At 52.3% G+C, this 24174-nt stretch carries 20 protein-coding genes; 16 read left to right on the top strand and 4 right to left on the bottom strand.

From position 1 onward, the window contains the following. Window positions 1-17: 17 nt before the first annotated feature. Window positions 18-1304, bottom strand: coding sequence for an MFS transporter (locus HRQ63_RS05485; RefSeq protein WP_172240209.1), 1287 nt, complete (start codon window positions 1302-1304; stop codon window positions 18-20). 275 nt (window positions 1305-1579) lie between these two features. Between HRQ63_RS05485 and HRQ63_RS05480 the strand changes: the two genes are divergently transcribed. Further along, window positions 1580-2113, top strand: coding sequence for an NADPH-dependent FMN reductase (locus HRQ63_RS05480; protein WP_172240206.1), 534 nt, complete (start codon window positions 1580-1582; stop codon window positions 2111-2113). Between the two features lie 94 nt (window positions 2114-2207). Here the strand turns inward: HRQ63_RS05480 and msrA are convergent, their stop codons facing one another. Beyond that, window positions 2208-3182, bottom strand: a complete 975-nt coding sequence (msrA, locus tag HRQ63_RS05475) for a peptide-methionine (S)-S-oxide reductase MsrA (RefSeq protein WP_172240203.1) — start codon at window positions 3180-3182, stop codon at window positions 2208-2210. Between the two features lie 322 nt (window positions 3183-3504). Here msrA and HRQ63_RS05470 point away from each other — a divergent pair, with 322 nt between their 5' ends. After that, a complete protein-coding gene (locus tag HRQ63_RS05470; protein WP_308809903.1) occupies window positions 3505-3891 on the top strand; it encodes a hypothetical protein in 387 nt (128 codons plus the stop codon). A gap of 158 nt (window positions 3892-4049) precedes the next feature. On the opposite strand, the gene HRQ63_RS05465 is transcribed toward HRQ63_RS05470, so the two are convergent. Further along, the gene (locus HRQ63_RS05465) at window positions 4050-4874 is read right to left on the bottom strand and encodes a helix-turn-helix domain-containing protein (RefSeq protein ID WP_172240200.1); all 825 of its coding nucleotides are present in this window, start codon (window positions 4872-4874) and stop codon (window positions 4050-4052) included. A gap of 184 nt (window positions 4875-5058) precedes the next feature. On the opposite strand from HRQ63_RS05465, the gene HRQ63_RS05460 reads away from it, so the two are divergent. The 8 genes from HRQ63_RS05460 to HRQ63_RS05425 all read left to right on the top strand — a co-directional run bounded on the left by HRQ63_RS05460 (window position 5059) and on the right by HRQ63_RS05425 (window position 12559). After that, a complete protein-coding gene (locus tag HRQ63_RS05460; RefSeq protein WP_172240197.1) occupies window positions 5059-6150 on the top strand; it encodes a Gfo/Idh/MocA family protein in 1092 nt (363 codons plus the stop codon). 24 nt (window positions 6151-6174) lie between these two features. Further along, window positions 6175-6945: a sugar phosphate isomerase/epimerase family protein gene (locus tag HRQ63_RS05455; RefSeq protein ID WP_172240194.1), complete on the top strand. Its 771-nt coding sequence runs from the start codon at window positions 6175-6177 to the stop codon at window positions 6943-6945. Further along, window positions 6938-8020 (top strand): Gfo/Idh/MocA family protein, encoded by a 1083-nt coding sequence (locus HRQ63_RS05450; RefSeq protein ID WP_037289426.1) that lies wholly within the window; start codon window positions 6938-6940, stop codon window positions 8018-8020. The genes HRQ63_RS05455 and HRQ63_RS05450 overlap by 8 nt, the downstream gene beginning before the upstream one ends. A 527-nt stretch (window positions 8021-8547) precedes the next feature. Continuing rightward, window positions 8548-9516: a sugar phosphate isomerase/epimerase family protein gene (locus HRQ63_RS05445; protein ID WP_172240191.1), complete on the top strand. Its 969-nt coding sequence runs from the start codon at window positions 8548-8550 to the stop codon at window positions 9514-9516. A gap of 52 nt (window positions 9517-9568) precedes the next feature. Then, window positions 9569-10300, top strand: a complete 732-nt coding sequence (locus HRQ63_RS05440) for a ThuA domain-containing protein (protein ID WP_037289422.1) — start codon at window positions 9569-9571, stop codon at window positions 10298-10300. A gap of 170 nt (window positions 10301-10470) precedes the next feature. Next, window positions 10471-11235, top strand: coding sequence for a uracil-DNA glycosylase (locus tag HRQ63_RS05435; RefSeq protein WP_229714069.1), 765 nt, complete (start codon window positions 10471-10473; stop codon window positions 11233-11235). Window positions 11236-11330: 95 nt separating this feature from the next. Then, window positions 11331-11660 carry a winged helix-turn-helix transcriptional regulator gene (locus tag HRQ63_RS05430; RefSeq protein WP_037289418.1) on the top strand — a complete coding sequence of 110 codons (330 nt, stop codon included), beginning with the start codon at window positions 11331-11333 and terminating at the stop codon, window positions 11658-11660. A 152-nt stretch (window positions 11661-11812) separates the two neighbouring features. Continuing rightward, window positions 11813-12559 carry a hypothetical protein gene (locus HRQ63_RS05425; RefSeq protein ID WP_172240188.1) on the top strand — a complete coding sequence of 249 codons (747 nt, stop codon included), beginning with the start codon at window positions 11813-11815 and terminating at the stop codon, window positions 12557-12559. A gap of 45 nt (window positions 12560-12604) precedes the next feature. Here HRQ63_RS05425 and HRQ63_RS05420 read toward each other — a convergent pair whose 3' ends face one another. Continuing rightward, window positions 12605-13321 carry a Crp/Fnr family transcriptional regulator gene (locus HRQ63_RS05420; protein WP_371873198.1) on the bottom strand — a complete coding sequence of 239 codons (717 nt, stop codon included), beginning with the start codon at window positions 13319-13321 and terminating at the stop codon, window positions 12605-12607. 506 nt (window positions 13322-13827) lie between these two features. Here HRQ63_RS05420 and adhE point away from each other — a divergent pair. The 6 genes from adhE to yidD all read left to right on the top strand — a co-directional run bounded on the left by adhE (window position 13828) and on the right by yidD (window position 23695). After that, window positions 13828-16443 carry a bifunctional acetaldehyde-CoA/alcohol dehydrogenase gene (adhE, locus tag HRQ63_RS05415; RefSeq protein WP_172240182.1) on the top strand — a complete coding sequence of 872 codons (2616 nt, stop codon included), beginning with the start codon at window positions 13828-13830 and terminating at the stop codon, window positions 16441-16443. A 475-nt stretch (window positions 16444-16918) separates the two neighbouring features. Beyond that, window positions 16919-19183, top strand: a complete 2265-nt coding sequence (pflB, locus tag HRQ63_RS05410; protein ID WP_172240179.1) for a formate C-acetyltransferase — start codon at window positions 16919-16921, stop codon at window positions 19181-19183. A gap of 108 nt (window positions 19184-19291) precedes the next feature. Then, window positions 19292-20029, top strand: a complete 738-nt coding sequence (pflA, locus tag HRQ63_RS05405; RefSeq protein WP_172240176.1) for a pyruvate formate-lyase-activating protein — start codon at window positions 19292-19294, stop codon at window positions 20027-20029. Between the two features lie 226 nt (window positions 20030-20255). Beyond that, a complete protein-coding gene (locus HRQ63_RS05400) occupies window positions 20256-22679 on the top strand; it encodes a stalk domain-containing protein (RefSeq protein WP_172240173.1) in 2424 nt (807 codons plus the stop codon). A gap of 267 nt (window positions 22680-22946) precedes the next feature. Continuing rightward, window positions 22947-23411 (top strand): Fur family transcriptional regulator, encoded by a 465-nt coding sequence (locus HRQ63_RS05395; RefSeq protein WP_037289406.1) that lies wholly within the window; start codon window positions 22947-22949, stop codon window positions 23409-23411. Then, on the top strand, window positions 23408-23695 hold the full coding sequence (gene yidD, locus HRQ63_RS05390; RefSeq protein ID WP_172240170.1) for a membrane protein insertion efficiency factor YidD: 288 nt from the start codon (window positions 23408-23410) through the stop codon (window positions 23693-23695). Before HRQ63_RS05395 ends, yidD begins: the two co-directional genes overlap by 4 nt. Window positions 23696-24174 lie beyond the last annotated feature (479 nt).

The raw sequence follows: 24174 nt of genomic DNA, 5'->3' as shown, positions 1-24174 counted from the left end.
CCCGTCCGGTCGACGGCTTAAGCATCGGCCTTTGTTCGCGAAAGAGCGTCCCGGCCCGTTGCGAGCAGAGCGGCAAAGACGAGGAGTCCGCCTGCCAAAAACAGCGAAGACGGGCCGAACGCGATCAACATGCCGGCCGCCGCGGTACCGGCCGAACCGGCGGCCGTTTTGATTCCGGCCATCGCGGCGAATGCCTGAGCGCGTATCCCGTCCGGCGAAAAGGCGGAGCGGACCGCCAGTGCCGCGGCGAAAAACGGCGCGTTGGCCGCCCCCGCCAGCAGCAGGGCCGCAAACAGCCAAGCATAAGAAGGCATGAACGCGCAGCAAACAAAGCTTGCCGCGACGGCCGTGGTCCAACCGCGCATTTGCTTTTCCGGGTTCCCGCGCAGCGGAAACAAGACGAGCAGCAGCGATCCGGCCAGATTGCCGAAGCCGAACGCCGTGACCAGATAGCCGCCGGACGAACCGCCGGCTTGCGCGGTCCGCTCGGCGAAAGACACCGCCAGCACGGAGATGGCGCCGCCCGGCAGCGCGGCTGCCATCGTCAGCAGCGTAGCCCGGCGCAGCGGACCGATCGAGGCCAACGCGCGCAGCACGCCGCGCTGCTTTTTCTTTTGTCCGTCCGCCGCGCCGGACGACCTAACGGAAGGCTCGGCGCGCTCCGGCAGCGCGGGCTTGGGCAAAGCCATCATCAGCGGAGCTGCCGCAAAAGACGCGGCGCTCAAAGCGGCCAGCGCGAATCCCGCGCTTAAAGCGGCAGCCGCGGCTGCGACGGCTGCCGGACCGAGCGTGCCGCCGATGCCGTAGGTCAGCGCATCCCAGCTTTCGGCGCGGCGCTGCTTGCGTTCGGGGCCCGGCATCAGCGGTGCCAGCAAACTGCTCAGTCCGCCGGTCAGCAGCGGACCGCAAAATCCCGCCGCCGCGGCCAGCAGCAGCGCAATCGCCAAAGGCATTCGGCCGAAGCTTAGCGCCGCGGCCAAAATGCACAAGCCGTACAGCACGGCCGAACCCGCCAAAATCATGCGGGCGTCTTTGGCCGCATCGAGCAGGCGCGAAGGCAGCGAGCCGAACACATGCGGCGCGGTCAACGCGGCAGCCATCAACGCTCCGTGCGCGGCAGGCGCGCCCGAAGCGGAAGCCAGCATGACGAAACCGACCGCCGCCCCGGCATCGGCTCCTCGCGCCAGCAAAGCGGCCGACACGTAGCGAATCAAAGGCGGCCTGCGGCGTTTGCCTATCGCCGATTCTGACGTTTTCCGTTGATGCGATTCTCCGTTTTCCGCGTCATTCGCGTTTGTCGCCATGTATTCAAATCCTTTCAGGCAAAATCGAAACGTTCGGCTGTTCGATAAATGCCAGCCGCTTGTCTCGAGCCCTTGTAAGATAACGCTTTCAAATAAAGCATTGGCTTCCATTACCCTCGCGATCAAAATTTGATTCCTTCGAGTCGGCAAACAACGGTTTTTCAAATTTGAAATTTCCTGTTATGATGACAAACATGATCGCACACTGCCGCCCTGCAAGGCGCGGCCGCGACGAATCCGATAAACCGAAAGACGGAAGGAGATTAAGATTAACGATGAAAGTCACATTGATCGCCGGCAGCAACCGCGAGCAGGCCAGCAGCACCGTATTGATCCGTTATATCGCCAAATTGCTGGAGGAGCAAGGATTCGAAACCGAAGTATTCAGTTTGTACGAGCATCAACTCCCTCTGTACGGTCCGGGAGAAGCTTACGGACACGAGGAAGTGCTCAAGTTGTCGCAGGCCGTCAAATCGGCACAAGCTGTCGTTCTGTCGACGCCGGAATATCATTCTTCGATCTCCGGCGTTCTGAAAAATGCGCTGGACTTCCTGAACAGCGAATATTTCGAAGGCAAGCCGGTGCTGTCCGCCAGCTCGGCAGGCGGATCGGTGGGGGTATCTTCCCTTGGCGCTTTGCAGGCGATCGTCCGCAACCTGCACGGCCTGAACTGTCCGGAATGGATCTCGATCGGCAGCGATCAACGCAAGTTCGACGAGAACGGAGATCCCGCCGATCAGGCGACCGAGCTGCGTATTCGCAAAGCCGTCGATACCTTCGTGCACCTGATTCGGCGCATTCATGCTTAGGATTCTTTTATAGGCCGAAAAAAAACGGACTCCGTCATCAGACGGAATCCGTTTTTGTTAGGACAAACTCGATTTATTGCCGAATAAAGCAGGTTTAAGACTGGGCGAACAACGCGCGATATTCGCCGTAGCCTTCTTCTTCGAGCTTTTCTGCCGGTACGAACCGCAGCGCGGCGGAGTTGATGCAATAGCGCAGACCGTCCGGACCCGGACCGTCGTCGAATACGTGGCCCAGATGGGAGTCGGCTTCTTTGCTGCGCACTTCGGTGCGAATCATGAAGTGGGTCAGGTCGACTTTTTCCTTCACGTGATAATCTCGGATCGGACGGGTGAAGCTCGGCCAGCCGCAGCCGGAGTCGTATTTGTCGCGGGAGCTGAACAGCGGCTCGCCCGACACGATATCGACGTAGATGCCTTCGCCGTGATGATCCCAGAACTCGTTATGGAAAGCGGGCTCGGTGCCGTTTTTTTGCGTGACGTTATACTGCATTTCGCTTAAACGCTGTTTGAGATCGTCTTTGTTAACGGTTGTTTTCCAATGATCCTCGATAAACGCTTCGCGGCCCGAGGCTTTTTTGTAGCGTTTATAGTGGCCCGGGTTTTTTTTGTGGTAATCCTGATGATACTCTTCGGCTTCGTAGAACGTTTCGGCCGGACGGATCGGCGTTACGATCGGCTTGTCGAAGCGTCCGCTTTCGCCCAACGCTTTCTTGGAAGCTTCGGCTTTGATGCGCTGCTCGTCCGTATGGTAAAAGATCGCCGTGCCGTAAGAAGAACCCCGATCATGGAATTGTCCGCCTGCATCGGTAGGGTCGATTTGCTGCCAGAACAGTTCCAGCAGTTTTTCGTAAGGGAAAAGTTCAGGGTTGTACGTGATTTGAACCGCTTCGACGTGTCCCGTAGTTTCCGAACATACTTCTTTATAAGTCGGGTTTTCCGTGTGTCCGCCGGTATAGCCGGAGACGACTTTCACGATGCCCGGCAAATCTTCGAACGGGGTGACCATGCACCAGAAGCAGCCTCCCGCGAACGTTGCTTTTTGGACCATAGAAGATGGATAATCGGCCATGTAGATCCCTCCGTGATTTTTATTTGAATCAATTGTTTGATGCGCAATTAATTAGAAGTTATACTTTAAATTATAAACGTTTTTGAAGCTTACGCAAGTGTTGACGCTTCTTTACGCCTACAAGCCTAGATAAACGTTCCGGAGGTTAGCGAATCAAAGGCTGGCGCGCTGCCGTTGATCCTTTGCCAATCGGATACCGGGCGCGTATACTCGAAAAGAAAACTGCTGCATGGTTCTTGCCTGGGAGCTTGACCAAGTTAAATGTAAGGTTGGTTAAGCTACTAGGGCATGTCGAGTTTAATGAAAGGAGGCTGGATGAACGATGAGCGATTACGATGACAATCGGGATGTCGACTACGAGCGTTACGAGAGCACGGAAGGACGACGAGAGCTGGAAAAGGAAACGCAGGAGAAAATCGTTCAGGTCTACCGCCAAGAGGAAGACATGATGATTCTCGTCTATGCGCAGTGGTGCATCAACAATGACCTTGATCCGGTAGAACTCTATTCCAGAGCCTATCCGGAGCAGCAGGCGAACGAACGCTTGGCTCGCGGGCTGGAGCTGACCGTTTCGAAGGAGGAAGCCGGCGATATCACCAACGATACGCTGCTCGGCGTCCTGACGATGTTCGGCAACGAGGATTTGGGCATGGTCGTGGCCGAGGAGATCGAACAAATCAAGAAAAAGAAGCGTGAATCGAACGGCTAGGACATATCCCGGGCCGGTCGGCAGAAAATAGACGAATGCCCGTCGAAGAGTTACGAGGCGTTTCGCTTACGAAAACGAAAATCCCGTTCAAGCGCCCTGAAGCGTTCGAGCGGGATTTTTTGGCGTCGTATCGAGGAAAAGGCAGTTGAATCGTCCTTCTACATTTTCTCCTGGCGCGTATGCCGGAACTCTTTCGGCGACATGCCGAATTTGCTGCGGAATACCCGGTGGAAATACGTATAGTTGGCAAACCCCGATGTCTCGGCGACCTGTTCGAGCGGCATCGGACTGAACACGATTCGTTCTTTTGCCATATCGAGTCGCACTTCGAGGGCATACTGCATAATGCTGATCCCGAACGTATCCTTGAACAGATGAACGCAGCGGGAAACGCTTATATCCACGTAAGCCGAGACGTCTTCTAGCTTGAACAGGGAGGAGGCGTTCTCTTCGATATACTGTTTGATGCGATAAGCCAGAAAGGTCTTGCCCGACGAGATCGGCTGTTCATTCAGCAATCGATCCGTCTCCAGGCATAAAATGCGCAAGTAATAATCGGAGATGCGCGGATCCGGATTAGAAATGCGGCGCTGCTCGATCACGATCTGCCGGAACAAACCCAGCAGGCCTTCGCTGAGCGGAATGTTGATCTTGGTCGGCCGCTTGCGCTCGTTCCACCAACGGTCGATCCATTCGCCGCCGAAAAAGATGTGGTAGTCCCCGCTTTCCATCGGCCGCTCGCGGTTATCCGCAGGCGAAGGAGGGAAAATTTTAAGTTCATACGTCTCGTCCGGCCCATAGAGCAGCAGGTCTCCGGCTTCAATCCGTTGCATTTTTCCATCGACGAGAGCTTCAGAAGTGCCGTCCGTCTGAAGGCGAAGCAGATAACTGCCAAGGCCTTCCGTTCGGTGAACGTGAAAAGGAGTACGGTGGAAGGAAAATCCTGCGGTAAATACTTGGCAAGGGAGGTCAGTCGTCTGCATATCAGCTACTCCTTGAAAAAGAAAATAAAATAATGACCAGATTGTTCATGTTTCGATTATATTCTTCATTTTAATACAAATCGATATGCAATACCATGAAAGCGAACCAACCACGAACAAAAGAAACCGAGAATATTTCGGCGATCGAGCAGCTTGGTAATCGACACGAAGGAGTGGTGTTCTCTTGACACGCATGAAGACCGGAATTGTCGGCTGCGGCAACATCAGTGCGATATACTTACAAAATCTAGCCGCGAGCGAATGGATCGAAGTGGTTGCGCTCGCCGACCGGGTACTTGAAAAGGCGGAAGAACGGGCTGCCGAATTCGGCATTGCAACCGCTTGCACAGTGGAAGAGTTGATGGCGATCGAATCGATACAGTTGATTATCAACCTGACGATTCCTGCCAGTCACGCTTCCGTACATCTGGCTGCCATCGAGGCGGGCAAGCATGTTTATGGGGAAAAGCCGCTCGCCGTCTCGTTGGAGGATGCCCGTCTGATTCTCGACGAGGCCACCAAGCGGAACCTCACTGTAGGTTGCGCGCCGGATACCTTCTTGGGCGCAGGGGTCAGCACGGCCCGCCGCGCGATCGAGGAAGGGTTGATCGGCCGCCCGGTTGCAGGAACGGCCTTTATGCTTGGCGGCGGTCCGGAAGGTTGGCATACGGACCCCGAGTTCTTTTATGCCTATGGCGGAGGTCCGATGTTCGATATGGGACCTTACTACTTGTCGGCACTGGTCAATCTGCTGGGACCGATTCAGCGGATCAGCTCGTCGACCGGCATCCAAATTCCCGATCGCGTGATCGGCTCGGGGCCGAAAGCCGGAACGCCGATCGCGGTTCAGACCCCGACCCATCTGGCAGGGACGCTGGATTTCGCGGGCGGACCGATCGTGACGATGATTATGAGTTTCGACGTGCGGGGAGCAACCGAATTGCCACGGATGGAAATCTACGGAACGGCAGGGACGTTATCGCTGCCCGATCCGAATTTCTTCGGCGGGGATGTCAGATTGCGCCGCGCCGGATCGGAAAATTGGGAAGTTCTTCCGCCCGTGTTCGAGAGCGCCCGCAACGAGCGGGGCTTAGGCGTCGAAGACATGGTCAAAAGCATTCGGGAAAACCGCCGTCATCGGGCAAGCGGCGAGCTGGCTTATCACGTGCTGGAAGCGATGCATGCTTTTATGCACTCGTCCGCGGAGAGCCGTCATATCACGCTCGACAGCTCGTACAAAGTTCCTGCCGCAAGACATGATTCGCTCAAATTATAATTTGATGAAAAGGTGGAACGCACAATGACGCAAGTAGGATTGCAATTGTACACCGTACGCGAAGAAATGGAACAAGACTTCCGCGGAACGCTTGAGAAGGTAGCCGCTCTGGGTTACAAAGGCGTGGAATTCCATACGTTCTTCGGCCGCGGCGCAGAAGAAGTGAAGTCGATTCTCGACGAGCTCGGACTCACGGCGCTGGGTACGCATACGGCGTACGCGCAGCTGCTGGAACATCTCGATGCGGAAATCGCCTACAACAAACAAATCGGCAACAATACGCTGATCGTCCCTTACCTGGTAGAAGAAGATCGCCAGTGGGACAAAGTCTTCGCCAATCTGAAAGACCTCGGCGAGCGTACCCGCAAACAGGGTGCCGTGCTGGCTTACCATAACCATGATTTCGAAATGACGGAAGAAATCGACGGCAAGCCGGTCTTCGACGCGATGTACGATGCCATTCCGGCAGAAGACCTGCAAGTCGAAATGGATACTTGTTGGGTACACTACGGCGGTTACGATCCGGTCGAATACATTAATCGTTACAAAGGACGTCTGCCGATCATCCACTTGAAGGACATGACGCGCGATGCCGACGGAAAAGCCATTACAGCCGAACTGGGCGTAGGCGAAGTCAATCTTGCCGCGATCGCGGATGCCGCAATCGAAGCAGGAGTACAGTGGATCGTCGTCGAACAGGACTACTGTGCAGGCGGCCAGCCGCTCGAAAGTATCGCTACAAGCATGGAATGGGTCAAAAAATACGCAGCAGAAGGAGCAAAATTGAATGTCTAAAACGCTTAACGTCGCCGTAATCGGTTGCGGAGGTATTGCTAACGGCAAGCACCTTCCGGCTCTGTCCAGACAAGACAAAGCCGTACTCGTCGCTTTCTGCGACCTTGTCGAATCCCGTGCCCAAGAAGCTGCCGACAAATACGGCGCAGAAGGCGCAAAAGTCTATACCGATTACACGGAGCTGCTGAAAGATGCAAGCATCGAAGTCGTTCACGTCTGCACGCCGAACGATTCCCACGCGGAAATCACGATCGCGGCGCTGGAAGCCGGCAAGCATGTCCTGTGCGAAAAGCCGATGGCAAAAACGACGGAAGAAGCGCGCAGCATGATCGAAGCGGCGGAGCGTACCGGCAAAAAACTGTCGATCGCTTACCAAAACCGTTTCCGCGACGACAGCCTGCACTTGAAAGACATGTGCGAAAAAGGAGAGCTCGGCGATATCTACTTCGGTAAAGCGATCGCGCTGCGCCGCCGCGCCGTTCCGACGTGGGGCGTGTTCCTCGACGAAGAAAAACAAGGCGGAGGCCCGCTGATCGATATCGGCACGCATGCGCTTGACCTGACTCTGTGGCTAATGGACAACTACAAGCCGCAAAGCGTCATGGGCTCGACTTTCCACAAACTCGGCAGCCGCGAAAACGCAGCAAACGCGTTCGGCCCTTGGGACCCGGAACAGTTCAAAGTCGAAGACTCTGCGTTCGGTTTCATCAAAATGGAAAACGGCGCGACGATCGTGCTCGAATCCAGTTGGGCGCTGAACGTGCGCAAATTCGGCGAAGCCCAAACCCTGCTCTGCGGCACCGAAGGCGGAGCGGACATGGCTGACGGCCTGCACATCAACGGCGAAAACCGCAGCCGCCTCGTCGAAACCAAAGTCGACTTCGGCTCCGGCGGCGTAGCCTTCTACGACGGCGGCTCGGAAAACGCCGAAGATCGCGAAGCCCGCCAATGGCTCGAAGCGATCCTCGAAGACAAAGACCCGGTCGTCAAACCGGAACAGGCTCTCGTGGTTACTCAAATTCTTGAAGCCCTCTACGAGTCCGCCAAAACCGGCAAAGCCGTATACTTCAACTAAGATTCCTTATTCGCTGAAGAACGCCGGCAGAATCTTTCCAGCTGCACCCGAAAGTTCTGCCGAAAAGTGATCTGTTCAAACGCTTTCTGCGTTCCATAAGTGCAAGGCTTTAAAAAAGCGGGTGCCTGGCTCCCGCTTGACTTTTAAGTACGAAAAAGGCGCCAGTGAGCGAGTTACGATCTCGCTCACTTAGCCCTCATCTTTTCACTTTTCCAAAAGTGAAGTTCCTTTGCCTTTGCGAAGCCGGGCGGAGGAAGAAAGTTCAGTGAAGGAACGCTAGTGTTCGCCTTTGCCCCGGGAAAATTTCCATATCAAATTCATTCCGATTTTCCCGGGGCAACAAGCGACCGTAACGAACTTTCTTCCGCAGCATCCCGCTTCCAACCCGCATAGGAACTTCACGCCCCCACATCATTACTGGTACATTTCGCTGGTCGATCGAATGTCGGAAAAAGGGGCTTTTTCGCACCTCTTTCCTATTCAGATTCACCTCAAAATACGGATATAATAACTAAGGAGGTTCGGTTGTGAAGCTTGGAGTATTCATGGTAATGTTCAACGGACGCGGATTCGAAGAGTCGCTCGATTACATCGCTGAAAAAGGACTTAAAGCCGTAGAGATTCCTACGGGAGGGCATCCGGGCAACGTGCATTGCAACCCGGAAGAACTGCTCGCCGACAAGTCGAAGCTGGACGCTTTCAAAAAAGCGGTAGAATCGCGCGGATTGACGATCAGCGCACTCAGCTGTCACGGCAATCCGATCCACCCGCAAAAAGCGCTTGCCAAAGCCGATCACGATGCCTTCATGCAAAGCGTCGAATTGGCTCAGCGTCTGGATGTACAGGTCGTCAATACCTTCTCGGGCTGCCCCGGCGACCATGAGGATGCGAAGTATCCGAACTGGCCGGTCGCGCCTTGGCCGAACGATTATCAGGACATCCTGAAATGGCAGTGGGAAAACAAGGTTATTCCTTATTGGAAAGAAGCCGGCAAATTCGCGCAGGATCACGGAGTCAAAATCGGACTTGAACTGCACGGCGGTTTCTCGGTACATTCGCCGGCCACGATGCTGCGGCTGCGCGAAGAGACCTGCGAAGCGGTCGGCGCCAACCTCGACCCGAGCCATATGTGGTGGCAAGGCATCGATCCGGTCCAAGCGATCCGTATTCTCGGACGCGCCGGAGCCATCCATCACTTCCACGCCAAAGACATCACGATCGACCAAAATAATGTGAATATGCACGGTTTGACCGATATGCAATCGTACACGTTGATGCAGGACCGGGCTTGGAATTTCCGCAGCGTCGGCTACGGTCACGACCTGAAAGTATGGTCCGACATGATTAGCGAACTGCGTTTGCAAAATTACGATTACGTTGTTAGTATTGAGCACGAAGACGGGCTGATGTCCGTCGATGAAGGATTTGGCAAAGCCGTACGCAATCTCCAACAGGTCCTTATCGAAGAGCCGGCAGGAGAGATGTGGTGGGTTTAATGAGATAGAATCAGACATTTAAACTACAGTCATAATTAAGGGGATACCGACGATGATCAATGTAACCATCTGGAACGAATTCGTACACGAACGCAGAGATGAAGAAGTCAAAGCCGTATATCCGGACGGTATTCATAAACAACTGGAGCGCGCCCTGACGCCGGAAGGGTTCGCCATTCGCACTTGCACGCTGGAAGAGGACGATCACGGCCTGACAAGAGAAGTCTTGGACTCGACGGACGTCATGATCTGGTGGGGCCATATGGCGCATGAACTGGTCGACGACTCAATCGCGGAAGCCGTTGCGCAGCGCGTGCGTGAAGGCATGGGCCTGATCGTATTGCACTCCGGCCATTTTTCCAAACCTTTCAAAAAACTGATGGGAACGGGCTGCGATCTGAAATGGCGCGAAGCCGGCGAACAAGAGATTTTGTGGGCGGTTAATCCTTCCCATCCGATCGCAGAGGGTATCGGTGAAAACATCATCCTGGAACATGAAGAAATGTACGGCGAGTTCTTCGATATTCCGACTCCGGACGAGATCGTCTTTATCAGCAATTTCTCCGGCGGCGAAGTCTTCCGCAGCGGCTGCACGTTCCGCCGCGGTTCCGGCAAGATTTTCTACTTCCGCCCGGGACACGAAACGTACCCGACGTATTACAACAAGGATATCATCCGCGTAATTTCCAATTCGATTCGTTGGGCTTACCCGACGACTGCGGCCAAACCGGTGTATGGGCATTCTCAGCCGGTACGTCCATTGCACGCTCCGGAACTCGTTTAAAACATCTCTGCCGACGTTAAAAAAACGAATTCCGACTTTAGGGAAACATGAATATCGAAGGCGTGCAGCAGCTGCTGCACGGCCGTCCTTTCGCTTAACGCGGAAGGACGGCTTTTCTGTTTATAATGAAGAAAGCGTTAACAAAATTATGAAGAAGGGCTTTGTCGAGGTTGGCGCAATATCCGATTTGGGGTAAAATAGGAACAATACCGGTAAATAATCAAGAGGCAAGTGAAGAAAGGGGGATGGCTATGAACGTGGAATTTGGCAGCGCGCCCGTAACGGAAGAAATCGTAAAGGCTTGCTTGCGAAGATCCGAAGGCTATGACCTTGAAGGATTTTTGCTCGGTCAAGGGGCCATTCCGGCAAAGATCATGTTTGTTGGGGAAGCGCCCGGCGCCACGGAAATCGTGGAAGGCCGCCCCTTTACGGGACAGGCAGGGAAGGTGTTGGAACAGTATCTGGAAAAGCTTGGGCTAACGCGCCAAGATATCTATATTTCCAGTGCGGTACGCAGTCGCCCTTTTAAAGACAAGGTTGTGGCAGGAGCACCCGCCGGAACCCTTCCGCGGATCAGTCGTTCCAATCGTACGCCGACCAAAAACGAAGTATTGGCTCATGCACCGATCCTGGATTTTGAGATCGAGCATGTTCAGCCGCAGGTTATTGTGCCGATGGGGAATATTGGTTTGCATCGTCTGATCGGCAGTCATGAAACGATTTCCTCGCTTCACGGCAAAGTGATCGAGGGTCCCGTGCTGCGGCTCGAAGATATGAATGATCCTATTTCCGGCTACGTTTTCGGTGAACGTTCCTATTCGATTTTTCCGCTGTACCATCCGGCTGCCGTCATTTACAATCGGTCGCTCGAAGAAGTGATTGACCGTGATCTGACGGCACTTAAAGATTTTTTAGCGGTAAAAAATAATTCGTGAAGGCATTTTCTTTTTCTTGGAAATGTGTTAATATGAAATAAACTAACAAATCGTAAGTTTCTCTTCAGAGGGAATCTTCTAAGAGGTGATCATCTATGATAGAGCAAAAACATGAAGTGTCAATGCAGCTTTGTCCAAGATTCGAGACGGCTTTTTCGTTTTTGGGCAAGCGTTGGAACGGTCTGATTATTCAGACATTGATGAGCGGGCCGAAGCGGTTCAAGGACATTTCCAACCAAATTCCGATGATGAGCGACAAAATGTTGTCCGAACGGATGAAGGATCTGGAAGGCGAAGGTATTCTGGTGCGTCATGTGTATCCGGAAACTCCCGTGCGGATCGAATACGAATTGACGGAAAAAGGCCGGGCCCTTCAGCCGGTTATGCAGCAAATTCAGATGTGGGCGGAATCTTGGGTCGATTGATCCGGGGCACGCGGAGAACCTCTTTGGAGACGAAGGGGTTCTTTTTTTATTTCGTGACGTATGCATTTGAGAAACGCCTACTGCTTTTGTTACAATAAAGGAGATAAACCGAGGAAATCGGTTACACTTCGGGAGGAAGGGAACGGGGACCCATGCGGACAAAAATCAAGCTGCCCGATCAACGTGTCCTGCTGTTCGTGCTTGCCGTCCTGCTTGTTACAGCGGTAGCCGCGACAGCCGTTTTGCTTCGACAGCCTTCAGCGGATACAACGGCTGAAGCGGAAGCAAGCAGCGGTGAAAACTTCAGACTGGTCGTTGACGGAGGCATTTATATGCCCAATGAGAATCGCTCGCTGATCAGTTCTTACCGAGCCGAAGACACAATCCGCGATGCCCTGGAACGAAGCGGCATTATCCGATTCGATAACGAAGGGCGCATTGCTTCGGTCGATGACACAGAGCTTCATTCCGAATTGGTATGGTCGGTCAAGCAGAACGGCAAGGAGATTCCCGGGGACGATTTCAGCGCACGCGTCCAAGCCGGTGACGAAATTCTGCTCTATATCGAAGCGCCGGGCAACGACGGGGCACCGGTTAACACCTTATTGATCAGCGGGGGAGAGTTGAACCCGTCATTGGGCGGTTCTTATGCGCATCCGTATGCGGAAGGCACGTTGGTTCGCGACGTGCTGAAAGCTAGCGGACTCGTGACCATGTCCGAGAATGATCGCAATATTCGACTGGTTAAAGCCAATCCGGATACGCAAGAAGGGTATATGACCAAGCCGCGGGAGAGATGGGTGCTCAAAGTGAACGGGAAAGAACTCAATCCTGATCGGGGCTTTGATATGCCGCTACAGCCGGGAGATTACGTGGAGTTGACGCTGGAGAGATTTTGAGATGCGCCTTAATCGGAACAAAAACGCACAAAAAAGCCGGATCGCTTAGATCCGGCATATTTCGTTTGGACAAAGTTCGCAATGGCAGACTTCCTGAAGCATGGCAAGGTCTGTAATAACGATCATGCCGTTCTCATACTCGACAGCGCCTTTTTTACGCAGGTCGCTAAGCATCCGGTTCACGCTCTCGCGCGTAGCTCCGATCATGTTCGACAGGTCCGTATGCGTGATTTTTTTGTTGATCAGCGTTCCTTCGCCGTGCTTTTCGCCATAGGTGTTGCCCAGGCGAATCAGCGTCGAGCAGAGCGCGCCCGGCTTGCCGTACATCATCAGATCTCGGAATTTGGTTTGCGTCAAACGGTGGTGGATGCCCATCCACTTCATGAAGTCGATCGCAAAGTCACAGTGCTGGCAGATCAGAACTTCCAGGTCTTTATGTTCGATAACGCCGACTTCCGTATCCTCGATAACTTCGGCCGTAAAACTATGCTTGCTGCTGAAGAACGGGTCCGCTTGCCCGACCATGTCGTCGGTTTGGTACATGTAAAGGATGAGTTCCTTGCCTTCATCGGTCGACTTGGTCAGCTTGACACGGCCTCTTTTGATGTAATAAAGCTTATCGGCGAGGTCTCCCTCCCAGAACAAATGCGAGCCTTCCGGGATATGGCGTTCCTTCATAACGACTTCCAGACGCTTCATATTTTGATCGGAAAAACATCCGGTGTTGCCTCGATGATCGGTGGCATGGTGATACAGGGTCATCATTAACATCTCCTTTGCGCAAGCGCACACTTCGAATTGTCGGCAAAGCATCGACTGACACGTTTTCGTTAATCAAATTTTAAATTAATTATAACTGAAAATTTCAAGTTTTTGGAGTTGCCGGAGCGAAAAAAGAGTGGCGAAATATCAAACATTGTGACTTTTTTCACTTTATATCTTTATCATGAGGGATAGCCGTGATTTTGTCAATTCTTATTACGCAAATTTTTGTATAAATTTTTATATGTTCATTTTTTGGGAAAATGACCGATTTAAAATCTCTTCAAACGGAGGTAAATACAAAAAAAGAGAAAGGGTTAAACTTTTTTTCGAAAAGACGAGTCGAGGGCATTAATGAAAGGAAATGCGATAAGCGCTTCGGGAAACATCAAGGAAAACGTATCGAAATTATTTTGTGAAATTTTTCACTTCCAAAACCAAAATGCGTGTGCTATGATTTGTGACGTAGAGAAAACAACGCAAACATCTTGAGGAGGATGAGGGAAATGGCAGTGAAGAATGAAGCCGCCCGTACTGTTGAACCAACCGCTGAACAGGACATTCAAAAACTGATTGATAACGCGAAAAAAGCACAGGAAGCGTTCATGCAAATGGACCAACAACAAATCGATACCGTCGTGCAAGCGATGGCCCTGGCCGGCCTGGACAAGCACATGTATCTCGCCAAGATCGCGATTGAAGAAACGAAACGCGGCGTGTACGAAGACAAGATCACAAAAAATCTCTTCGCAACGGAATACATCTATCACAGCATCAAGAATGATAAAACGGTAGGCGTCATTGAGGACAATGAGTATGACAGCTTCCAGAAGATTGCGGAACCGGTAGGCATCGTGATGGGGATCACTCCTGTAACCAACCCGACTTCCACAACCATGTTCAAAGCGCTGATTTCGATTAAGACACGTAACCCCATTATATTCGGATTCCACCCGTCTGCGCAATACTGCAGTTCGGAAGCCGCTCGCATCCTGCATGAAGCAGCGGTCAAAGCAGGCGCGCCTGAAGGTTGTATCCAATGGATCGACAAGCCTTCGATGGACAAAACGAACATTCTGATGAATCACAACGACGTAGCGCTGATTCTGGCAACCGGCGGCGGCGCAATGGTCCGCGCGGCTTACAGCTGCGGCAAACCTGCTCTCGGCGTAGGTCCCGGTAACGTTCCGGCCTTTATCGAAAAAACAGCGGATATCGACCAAGCCGTAACCGATCTTATCCTTTCGAAATCGTTCGATAACGGCATGATCTGCGCATCCGAACAAGCGGTGATCATCGAAGAACCGATTTTTGATCGAGTTAAAAAGAAAATGATTGCAAACGGCTGCTACTTCCTAAATAAAGATGAAATCTCCAAGCTGACGCCAAGCGCCATGAACGTGGAAAAATGCGCGGTCAACCCGGCGATTGTCGGCCAATCGGCTGTGAAGATCGCCGAAATGGCAGGCATCACAGTTCCGGCAACAACGAAAATCCTGGTTGCCGAGATCGAAGGCGTAGGCACGAAGTATCCGCTGTCGGCTGAAAAGCTGAGCCCGGTTCTGGCTTGCTACAAAGTAAAAACGGCCGATGAAGGTATCGCTCGCGCCGCAGAAGTCGTCGAGTTCGGCGGCATGGGTCACTCGTCGGCGATCCACTCGAACGACGATGAGGTGATTCAACGCTTCGCGAACCGCCTGCAAACCGGCCGGATTATCGTCAACTCGCCTTCGACGCACGGCGCGATCGGCGACATCTACAACACGAACCTGCCATCGCTGACGCTGGGCTGCGGATCTTACGGCCGCAACTCGACATCGTCGAACGTAACCGCAGTGAACCTGATTAACGTGAAAAGGGTGGCGCGTCGTACCGTGAATATGCAATGGTTCAAAGTACCGGATAAAATCTATTTCGAAAAGAACGCAACCCAATATCTGGCTAAAATGCCGGACATCACGCGTGTCGCAATCGTAACGGATCCGATGATGGTACAGCTCGGCTACGTGGAACGCGTTCAACACTATCTGCGTCAACGCCAAACTCCGGTTGCGATCGAAGTCTTCTCGGAAGTCGAACCTGATCCGTCGACCACGACGGTCGAGCGCGGACGTGCCATGATGGAACGTTTCCAACCGGACTGCATTATCGCTCTGGGCGGCGGTTCGCCGATGGATGCCGCGAAAGGCATGTGGTTGTTCTACGAATATCCGGATACCGAGTTCGACAACCTGAAACAAAAATTCATGGATATCCGCAAACGGATTTACAAATACCCTCGTCTGGGCAGAAAAGCGAAATTCGTCGCGATCCCTACGACTTCGGGTACAGGCTCGGAAGTCACTTCGTTCGCGGTCATCACGGATAAGGAAAAAGGCAACACCAAATATCCGCTGGCCGACTATGAGCTGACTCCGGACGTGGCGATCGTCGATCCCGTATTCGTATACTCGCTGCCTAAAGTCGCGGTTGCTGATACAGGCATGGACGTGCTGACTCACGCAATCGAAGCCTATGTATCGGTAATGGCAAGCGACTACAGCGACGGCTTGGCAATCAAAGCGATCCAACTCGTATTCGCCAACCTGGAAAAATCGGCACTGACTGCGGATAAAGTAGCCCGTGAAAAAATGCACAATGCTTCGACGCTTGCCGGCATGGCTTTCGCGAATGCTTTCCTCGGCATCAACCACAGCTTGGCGCACAAATGGGGCGGCGAGTACCACACGGCCCACGGCCGTACGAATGCGATCCTGATGCCTCACGTCATCCGTTACAATGCGAAAAAACCGTCGAAGTTCGCTTCGTTCCCGAAATATTCGCACTTTATCGCTGACGAACGTTACGCCGAAATTGCCCGCATTTTGGGACTGCCGGCAAGAACGACGGAAGAAGGCGTGAAGAGCTTGATCAAAGCCATCCGCGAGCTGAACGAAAAACTGGGTATCCCGGCTACGTTCCAAGAACTGGGCTTCGATGCGAAACAGTTTGAATCGCGCGTAGACTACCTGGCTGACCGCGCGTTCGAAGACCAATGCACGACGGCCAACCCTAAACTGCCTCTGGTTACCGAACTGGCCGACGTATACCGCGACGCGTTCTACGGCAGATTCGAAGAATAATCCATTGACAGGCAGCTCTGAAAACGTACGAAGTTTAATCCGATCCGCTCGGGCTTCCGACGCCCTTTAAGCAACAACGCTCTCGTATTCATGATGCGGCGCACTCACCTCGGTGAGAAGCGCCGCCTTTTTTGTTCCATATCTAATAGAAGGAAGAAAGTCAGTTGGCATGAAAGATTGAAAAACAGTCACGAAATGATGTGTTATTCAGAAAGCGGGCTTAAAAGTGATAAAAATCATAAAAAAGTGAAAACTTGTGATAAAAATCACATCATCTTGCAGCGAAGAAGGGCATAATAAAGGCATGAAAGGTCCCCAAGACATCGAGAGAAGAAAGTAAGCCTTAAAGTCTGTCGATGAATGTGATATTTTTCACCTTGTTGATGAGATCGTCAGCAGCTAGGGATCTGAAGCGAGACGCGGAAAGCCTCTCCAGGCCGTGATCTCAGCTAAACATATAAATGGAGGTAATCACATGTCGGTTATCGAAAAAGAAATCACAGGCGCAAATTCGGAAGCATGGAGAAATTTTAAAGCAGGTAAATGGACAAACCACGTCGATACGAAAAACTTCATCGACGAGAACATCGCTCCTTACACAGGCAACGAAGAATTTTTGGCGGGTCCTACGCAAAACACGAATGATCTCTGGAAAATCGTTTCCCAATTGTCGAAAGAAGAAAGAGAAAGAGGCGGCGTGTGGGACGTAGACGTCAACACTCCGGGATCGATCACTTCGCACGGCGCGGGTTACTTGGATAAAGAAAAAGAACAAATCGTAGGCGTACAAACAGATGAACCTTTCAAACGCGCGATTCAGCCTTACGGCGGGATCCGGATGGTTATCGATGCTTGCAAAGCTTACGGCTTCGAAGTTCCGCAATCGATCGTCGATACGTTCACCAATATTCGCAAAACGCATAACCAAGGCGTATTCGATGCTTATACGCCGGAAATCCGCGCTGCCCGCAAATCGGGTATCGTAACAGGCCTGCCGGATGCTTACGGCCGCGGCCGCATCATCGGCGACTATCGTCGCGTAGCTCTTTACGGCGTAGATTTCCTGATGAAACAAAAACAACAAGAACACAACGAAACGGTCGGAGACGGCATGGACGAAAACACGATTCGCCTGCGCGAAGAAATCTCCGAACAATACCGCGCGCTGGGCGAGCTGAAACAAATGGCTAAACTGCACGGCATGGACATTTCCAAACCGGCAACCAATGCTAAAGAAGCTTTCCAATGGGTGTACTTCGGTTACTTGGCAGCAGTCAAAGAACAAAACGGCGCGGCAATGTCGCTGGGACGCGTATCTTCCTTCCTGGACATCTACGTGCAGCGCGATCTGGCCGAAGGCACTTTGACCGAAGAAACGGCTCAAGAACTGGTTGACCATTTCGTTATGAAACTGCGTATCGTGAAATTCCTGCGTACGCCTGACTACAACGAACTGTTCAGCGGCGACCCGACTTGGGTAACCGAATCGATCGGCGGCATGGCTGTAGACGGAACAACTCGCGTAACGAAGAGCAGCTTCCGCTTCCTGCATACCCTGTACAATCTGGGACCTGCACCGGAACCGAACTTGACCGTGCTGTGGTCGGAACAAATGCCGGATGCGTTCAAAAAATACTGCGCGAAGGTTTCGATCGAAACAAGCTCGATCCAGTACGAAAACGACGATCTGATGCGCCCGATCTACGGCGATGATTACGGTATTGCATGCTGCGTATCCGCAATGCGCATCGGTAAACAAATGCAATTCTTCGGTGCTCGTGCCAACCTGGCAAAAACATTGCTGTACGCAATCAATGGCGGTAAAGACGAAAAATCCGGCGAACAAGTCGGACCGGAATTCCCGGCCATTACTTCCGAGTACCTACAATACGACGAAGTCATGAAACGCTACGTACCTATGATGGAATGGCTGTCCGAAGTATACTTGAACGCCCTGAACATCATTCACTATATGCACGATAAATACAGCTACGAACGTATCGAAATGGCATTGCATGACCGTGACATCCTGCGTACGATGGCTTGCGGCATCGCGGGTCTGTCCGTAGCGGCCGACTCCCTGAGCGCGATCAAATACGCAAAAGTTAAACCGATCCGTAACGAACAAGGCATCGCGATCGACTTTGAAATCGAAGGCGAATACCCTTGCTACGGCAACAACGACGACCGTGTTGACCAAATCGCCGTGCAATTGGTCGAGAAATTCATGGGCATGATTCGCAAACACAAAACCTACCGGGATTCGATGCCTACCCAATCCGTGCTGACGATCACTTCGAACGTGGTATACGGTAAGAAAACAGGCACGACGCCGGACGGACGCAAAGCCGGTGAACCATTCGCGCCGGGCGCCAATCCGATGCACGGACGCGATAAAAAAGGCGCATTGGCTTCCTTGAGCTCCGTTGCCAAACTGCCTTATGAAGAAAGTCTTGACGGCATTTCGAATACCTTCTCGATCGTGCCTAAAGCACTGGGCAAAGAAGAAGAAACGCGCAAATCGAATCTGGTCGCGATGTTGGACGGATACTTCGGCAGCAACGCTCACCACTTGAACGTCAACGTGTTCGACCGCGAACAATTGATGGACGCGATGGAACACCCGGAAAACTACCCGCAATTGACGATTCGCGTATCGGGTTATGCCGTTAACTTCATCAAGCTGACTCGCGAACAACAAATGGACGTTATCAACCGCACGTTCCACTCGAATATGTAAGTAAGCAAGCCGAAGCGTTGACTTCGGGCTGGCTACCTGTTCATTCAACATCAACTATACGGCGCTCGCGGGATGTGAGCGCCGTTATTATTGAAAGGGTGACGACGAATGAGTCACAAAGGACGCATGCACTCACTGGAAACATTCGGGACGGTAGACGGCCCGGGAATTCGCTTCGTGCTATTTATGCAAGGATGCTTGATGAAATGCCAATACTGCCATAATCCCGATACGTGGAATTTTGACGGCGGCAAAGAAGTGACCGTTGAAGAAGTATTATCCGAAATACAGCCTTACCTCAATTACTATCGTTCTTCCGGCGGCGGATTAACGATCTCGGGCGGCGAACCGACGCTGCAAGCCGCGTTCGTAGCCGAAGTATTCCGCGAAGTGAAAGCACGTTGGGGACTGCATACGACGCTCGACAGCAACGGCTTCAATAATGCGGACAAACTGCAATATCTGATGGATGTAACCGATCTTGTTCTGCTGGATATTAAGCATATCGATAACGACAAACATAAAGTGCTGACAGGCGTCAGCAACGAACAAACGCTGCGTACCGCAAAATGGTTGTCCGATCACGGCAAAAAGATGTGGATTCGCCATGTGTTCGTACCCGGCATTCATGACGATGAAAATAACCTGCGAGATCTTGGGAAGTTTATCGGAACGTTGAACGGCGTCGAGAAATTCGAAATTCTTCCTTACCATCAAATGGGCATTTATAAATGGAAAGAACTCGGTCGGGAATACCCGCTGGAAGGCGTAGATTCTCCGACGGACGAGCAAGTTCAACGGGCGTACAGATTGATCGAAGAAGGCCGCAACATGCAAATGGCGTAACTGCTTTTGTTGCCGTAATACCTAAAATTCAAGAAATTATCTTTTTAAATATTAATAGGTTGATAACTGTGTAAATGCTTGCATAACGTTTACAGAAAGCGACCTTTCCTTTTACAGGAAGGGCGCTTTTTTTACTGTTTCACAGAAACTTTTAACGGATTGGCGCGTCTAAGTCTATGTGCTTAGCGAGAGAAGGACCAAATTCAGCTATAAAGGGAGTCGTAAAATGAATCTGAAGAAAATCACGATCATCGCTCTGCTCGTCGTCGTGCAGGCAGCAGCCGTGCTGCCTCCTGCATCGGCCCAAGCAGCAGCGGCATCGGGTAATACGCCAGTCGTTGTACAAGGAGAAGTGGTACAACAAGACGGTGCAGCCAAAAGCTATACGAAGAAACTTGCCGCGCCAACGCAAACTGCGCCGAACGAAACAACTGGCGAAGCTGCAAATTCTGTTGCCGATCCGGCAGCATCTACAAATGTTCAACCTTCACCGAATGAGCAATCTCCGGCGAATCCGATTGAAACGGAAGGCAACATGCCTACAGATACGCAAACGCCTGACGATTCTTCGGCAACGCCTGTCGACGGAACGGAGACGACGGAACCTCCGACAGACGAAGAAACCGTACCGGCTGCGCAGAACCCGGCAACGACGCCGACTGCACCAAGCACCGGAACGCCAACGAAGACTCCGAATGCAACGACGCCTACCGTGCCGACATTCGACGCATCGACGACATTGGGAACGGATAAGCTTGTTCTGATGATCAATGGCAACAAAATGTATCAGGATGGGCAAACCTATACCGCTGCTCAGCCGATGGCTGCTAAAGACGGCGTGTCGTATATTGCCGTTCGTTCGTTTGTTAATCGTGTAGGCCTCAAACTTACATACGATGCAAAAACGAAAGAAACCGTCATTACAAAAGGCAAAGACGAATTACGTTTCAAATTAGGCACCGATACGTACACCGTAAACGGAGTACCTACCAAGATGAAGGGGACTTCTTATCAAGAGAAAAGTACCTTCATGGTGCCGCTGACTTCGATCACGCAAGCACTGGGTATTCCTTATAAGATCGATTACAAAGCGAAAACGATCACGTTGACGATTTCTTCCAAGCCGACAGCATCGTTTACCGTGTCGCCTGAAAAAATCATTGCCGGTGAAACCGTGGTAACTTATACGACGAAATCCGAATCGCCTAGCGGCTACGATATCGTTGATGAGCGTTGGGAAGGCCGTCAGGATGTCTTCACTGATCCGGGGACCTATACAATCACTTATTCCGTGCAAGATTCAAAGGGACAATGGAGTGATCCCTACAGCCAAACCGTTACGGTTGAAGCGCCAAACCAGCCACCGGTAGCACAATTTACAACCGATAAAGAAGTCTACCGCATGGGTGAACCTGTCAATTATACGGACCAAAGTTACGACCCGGACGGTAACTTGCCGGAAGCTAACAGCCGTGTATGGGAAAACCAGAAGGGGGCTTATTTCGTTTCCGGTCCTCAGACCATTACCCTGACTGTTACGGATGAAGACGGCGCAACCGATACCTTCACCAAAACGATCACGGTTACAGACGAAGTTCTGTACACGCAAGATGAATATAATGCGCTGTTCGTGCCGATCGGAAGCAAATTCCTGTTCGATGGCGGCAGCGTTCCGTCCATGCAAAAAGTAGCTCGTTACGATACGCTCGGTGACGTGACCCTGTATCGCAGCAACAGCCCGGAATCGGTATTCGGCACAGGCAAACTGTACGAAGATACGATCAACGGTAAAGTTCGTTTCATGGTTCACCATGCGAACTACACGAAAAAACGCGTAACCATGTACGTTGTCGCGACCAACAACAATGCGACGCCGGCAACGATTCAAACTTTGGATAGCGGCTTCGGCGGCCCGAGTCCTTTCGCTACGGCAGCAGGTAAAGTCTCCGTACAGCGTTACCATCAATCGGTGATCGATGGCAAACAACGTACGACGATCACGTTGCAGCCGGGAGAAAGCAAAGTCATTTTGACGGATCTGAATAAAGTTCCGATGGCGGATAAAACGGTCATCTCGCTGATCGCCGACGTCGATGCTTCCCAGCCGATCACGTACAGCACGTTGATGGTCGATACCGATGTCGATCCGATCGAAGCGGCAAAAACATTGACGACAGCTCCGCGCGACGGCGTCCACAACCGCGGCACGTATCCGCTCGCGACTAAAATCATTGACGTATTCGAGCCTGTAGGCGGCCCAACGCCAACGAAGCTTATCATCGGCGATAACAAGGACGACTTGAACTTGACCGGCGTGGATGCTCCGAATAACCTGCCAGAATCGAATCTGGGCAACTTCGGCGTGTTGTACAAAATCCACCTCGACAAGGTTGCTCCGAATACGCTCATTACCTTTAACGGACGCGGCGGCAAATATGCAGGCTGGATCGTCGTGAACGGGCAGCTCGTCGAGTTATCCGCGCAAAGTATGGGATTGGTCGGCTCGGCCTTGAATACGTCGAGCGAAGCAGGCGTAGTCTACCGTACGGGCAATAGCACGGAGAGCGTAGATTTGGAGTTCACGCCGGCACCGGGCAGCAACCTGTCGGTTAATCTGATCTTCAGTCAAATGCCCGCGCTCAAGCAATAGGTGTTAACGAGAGTACAAGCGACAGGATATCACGGTTCGGCATGGCTTCGGCAGGTCGGGGATATTCTGAGGCCGCGTGTGCTCCGATGAATCGAAGGTTAATCGAAAAGCCCGGCTCCGCCTCAAGCGGAACCGGGCTTTTCGCATATTTGCGGGAATGCGGCCGATTGACTCCGCGGTTGATTTGGGGCATTATTAATGAAGGGCGTTACGAATAAAGGCGCTCCAAGGACTAAGCCGGAGACGGCCGGGAGGCGAAGATTACCGATGCTTTCGATGGAACGCATTATCGAGATCATGGCTGAACAGGGGTTGCGGATCACGGATCAGCGCAAGACGCTGGCACGATTATTTGCCGAAGCGCCCGGTTATCTGTCTGCCAAGGATGTTTATGACTATATGGGACAAAAATACAAAGGACTCAGCTTCGACACGGTTTATCGCAATCTGCGCGTGATGCAGGAACTCGGCGTGTTGGAGCAGATCGTATTCGAAGAAGGCGTGAAGTTTAAGCTGCATTGCAGCGAAGATCATCACCATCACCATATGATCTGTCTGCAATGCGAAAAAACGTATCCGATTACGTTTTGCCCGATGCAGTTGACGGAGTCGCCGGACGATTTCCAAGTCGTGAAGCATAAGTTTGAAGTGTTTGGCTACTGCAAGGACTGCCGCGAAGAAGCGGCGCAGGAGCCGGTCAAAGCGGCTGCCGGGAAGCGTGAAGCGCGATGAAAATCGCGCGCCGGACGGTCCAGGGACCGATCCGTTTTTACCGGAAGTTCATTTCCCCGCTTACGCCGCCGAGCTGTCGGTTCGTGCCGACTTGTTCAGCGTATGCGCTGGAAGCCGTTGAAATTCATGGGGCTGCCAAAGGAAGCTGGCTGGCCGCGAAAAGAATCGCGAAGTGCCATCCGCTGCATGCCGGCGGTTATGATCCGGTACCGCCGCGCGTTGCGCGCGCTCCGAAACCGGATGATCACGAAGGGCATGGAGGAGTTCACGGAACCCGCATTTAATCGGGACCGTGGACTTTTTTGTATGCGCAGGCATTGAGTTTCAACGCTATACTTGACACCTCGGGCTTTTCTTCGGTATATTTTGGTGTATCACTATCGTGATATTGCATCATGCTGTCAATAATGAAGTCCGAAGAACGGATGAGTAGAAGGAAGCACCAGCCTCAGAGAACCGGGAAACACGCTGCGAACCGGTCTGGAAGAGCCTTCGAATATGGTCCGGGAGGAACTTTGTACGAGCTGCGACGCGACGAATGGAATCAACAGACGAGCCTCATACGGTTTGGAGTTGAACTGGATCGATCGGCGAAGAGTGAGTGCAAGGCGTGTTCCAGCGTTAATGGACGGTCGAATATGACCGGCAGAGCCTTCGATTCGCGAGAACGAAGGGAATGTGGGTGGTACCGCGCGAGCTTACGGCTCTCGTCCCATTTTATGGGGCGGGAGTCTTTTTGATATTTTCCGCTCCGAATCTTTTT

Origin of the sequence: Saccharibacillus endophyticus (genome assembly GCF_013185185.1) — a bacterium.
Classification (GTDB): Bacteria; Bacillota; Bacilli; order Paenibacillales; family Paenibacillaceae; genus Saccharibacillus; species Saccharibacillus endophyticus.
This window is presented reverse-complemented; position numbering and strand designations above follow the sequence as displayed.

Excerpts from the sequence above, each read along its gene's own strand:
- adhE (WP_172240182.1), top strand. The coding sequence starts at position 13,828 with ATGGCAGTGAAGAATGAAGCCGCCCGTACTGTTGAACCAACCGCTGAA.
- HRQ63_RS05420 (WP_371873198.1), bottom strand. The coding sequence starts at position 13,321 with ATGACCCTGTATCACCATGCCACCGATCATCGAGGCAACACCGGATGT.
- HRQ63_RS05465 (WP_172240200.1), bottom strand. The coding sequence starts at position 4,874 with ATGCAGACGACTGACCTCCCTTGCCAAGTATTTACCGCAGGATTTTCC.
- HRQ63_RS05455 (WP_172240194.1), top strand. The coding sequence starts at position 6,175 with ATGACGCAAGTAGGATTGCAATTGTACACCGTACGCGAAGAAATGGAA.
- pflB (WP_172240179.1), top strand. The coding sequence starts at position 16,919 with ATGTCGGTTATCGAAAAAGAAATCACAGGCGCAAATTCGGAAGCATGG.
- HRQ63_RS05395 (WP_037289406.1), top strand. The coding sequence starts at position 22,947 with ATGCTTTCGATGGAACGCATTATCGAGATCATGGCTGAACAGGGGTTG.
- yidD (WP_172240170.1), top strand. The coding sequence starts at position 23,408 with ATGAAAATCGCGCGCCGGACGGTCCAGGGACCGATCCGTTTTTACCGG.
- HRQ63_RS05440 (WP_037289422.1), top strand. The coding sequence starts at position 9,569 with ATGATCAATGTAACCATCTGGAACGAATTCGTACACGAACGCAGAGAT.
- HRQ63_RS05480 (WP_172240206.1), top strand. The coding sequence starts at position 1,580 with ATGAAAGTCACATTGATCGCCGGCAGCAACCGCGAGCAGGCCAGCAGC.
- HRQ63_RS05470 (WP_308809903.1), top strand. The coding sequence starts at position 3,505 with ATGAGCGATTACGATGACAATCGGGATGTCGACTACGAGCGTTACGAG.
- HRQ63_RS05400 (WP_172240173.1), top strand. The coding sequence starts at position 20,256 with ATGAATCTGAAGAAAATCACGATCATCGCTCTGCTCGTCGTCGTGCAG.
- pflA (WP_172240176.1), top strand. The coding sequence starts at position 19,292 with ATGAGTCACAAAGGACGCATGCACTCACTGGAAACATTCGGGACGGTA.
- HRQ63_RS05485 (WP_172240209.1), bottom strand. The coding sequence starts at position 1,304 with ATGGCGACAAACGCGAATGACGCGGAAAACGGAGAATCGCATCAACGG.
- msrA (WP_172240203.1), bottom strand. The coding sequence starts at position 3,182 with ATGGCCGATTATCCATCTTCTATGGTCCAAAAAGCAACGTTCGCGGGA.
- HRQ63_RS05430 (WP_037289418.1), top strand. The coding sequence starts at position 11,331 with ATGATAGAGCAAAAACATGAAGTGTCAATGCAGCTTTGTCCAAGATTC.
- HRQ63_RS05425 (WP_172240188.1), top strand. The coding sequence starts at position 11,813 with ATGCGGACAAAAATCAAGCTGCCCGATCAACGTGTCCTGCTGTTCGTG.
- HRQ63_RS05450 (WP_037289426.1), top strand. The coding sequence starts at position 6,938 with ATGTCTAAAACGCTTAACGTCGCCGTAATCGGTTGCGGAGGTATTGCT.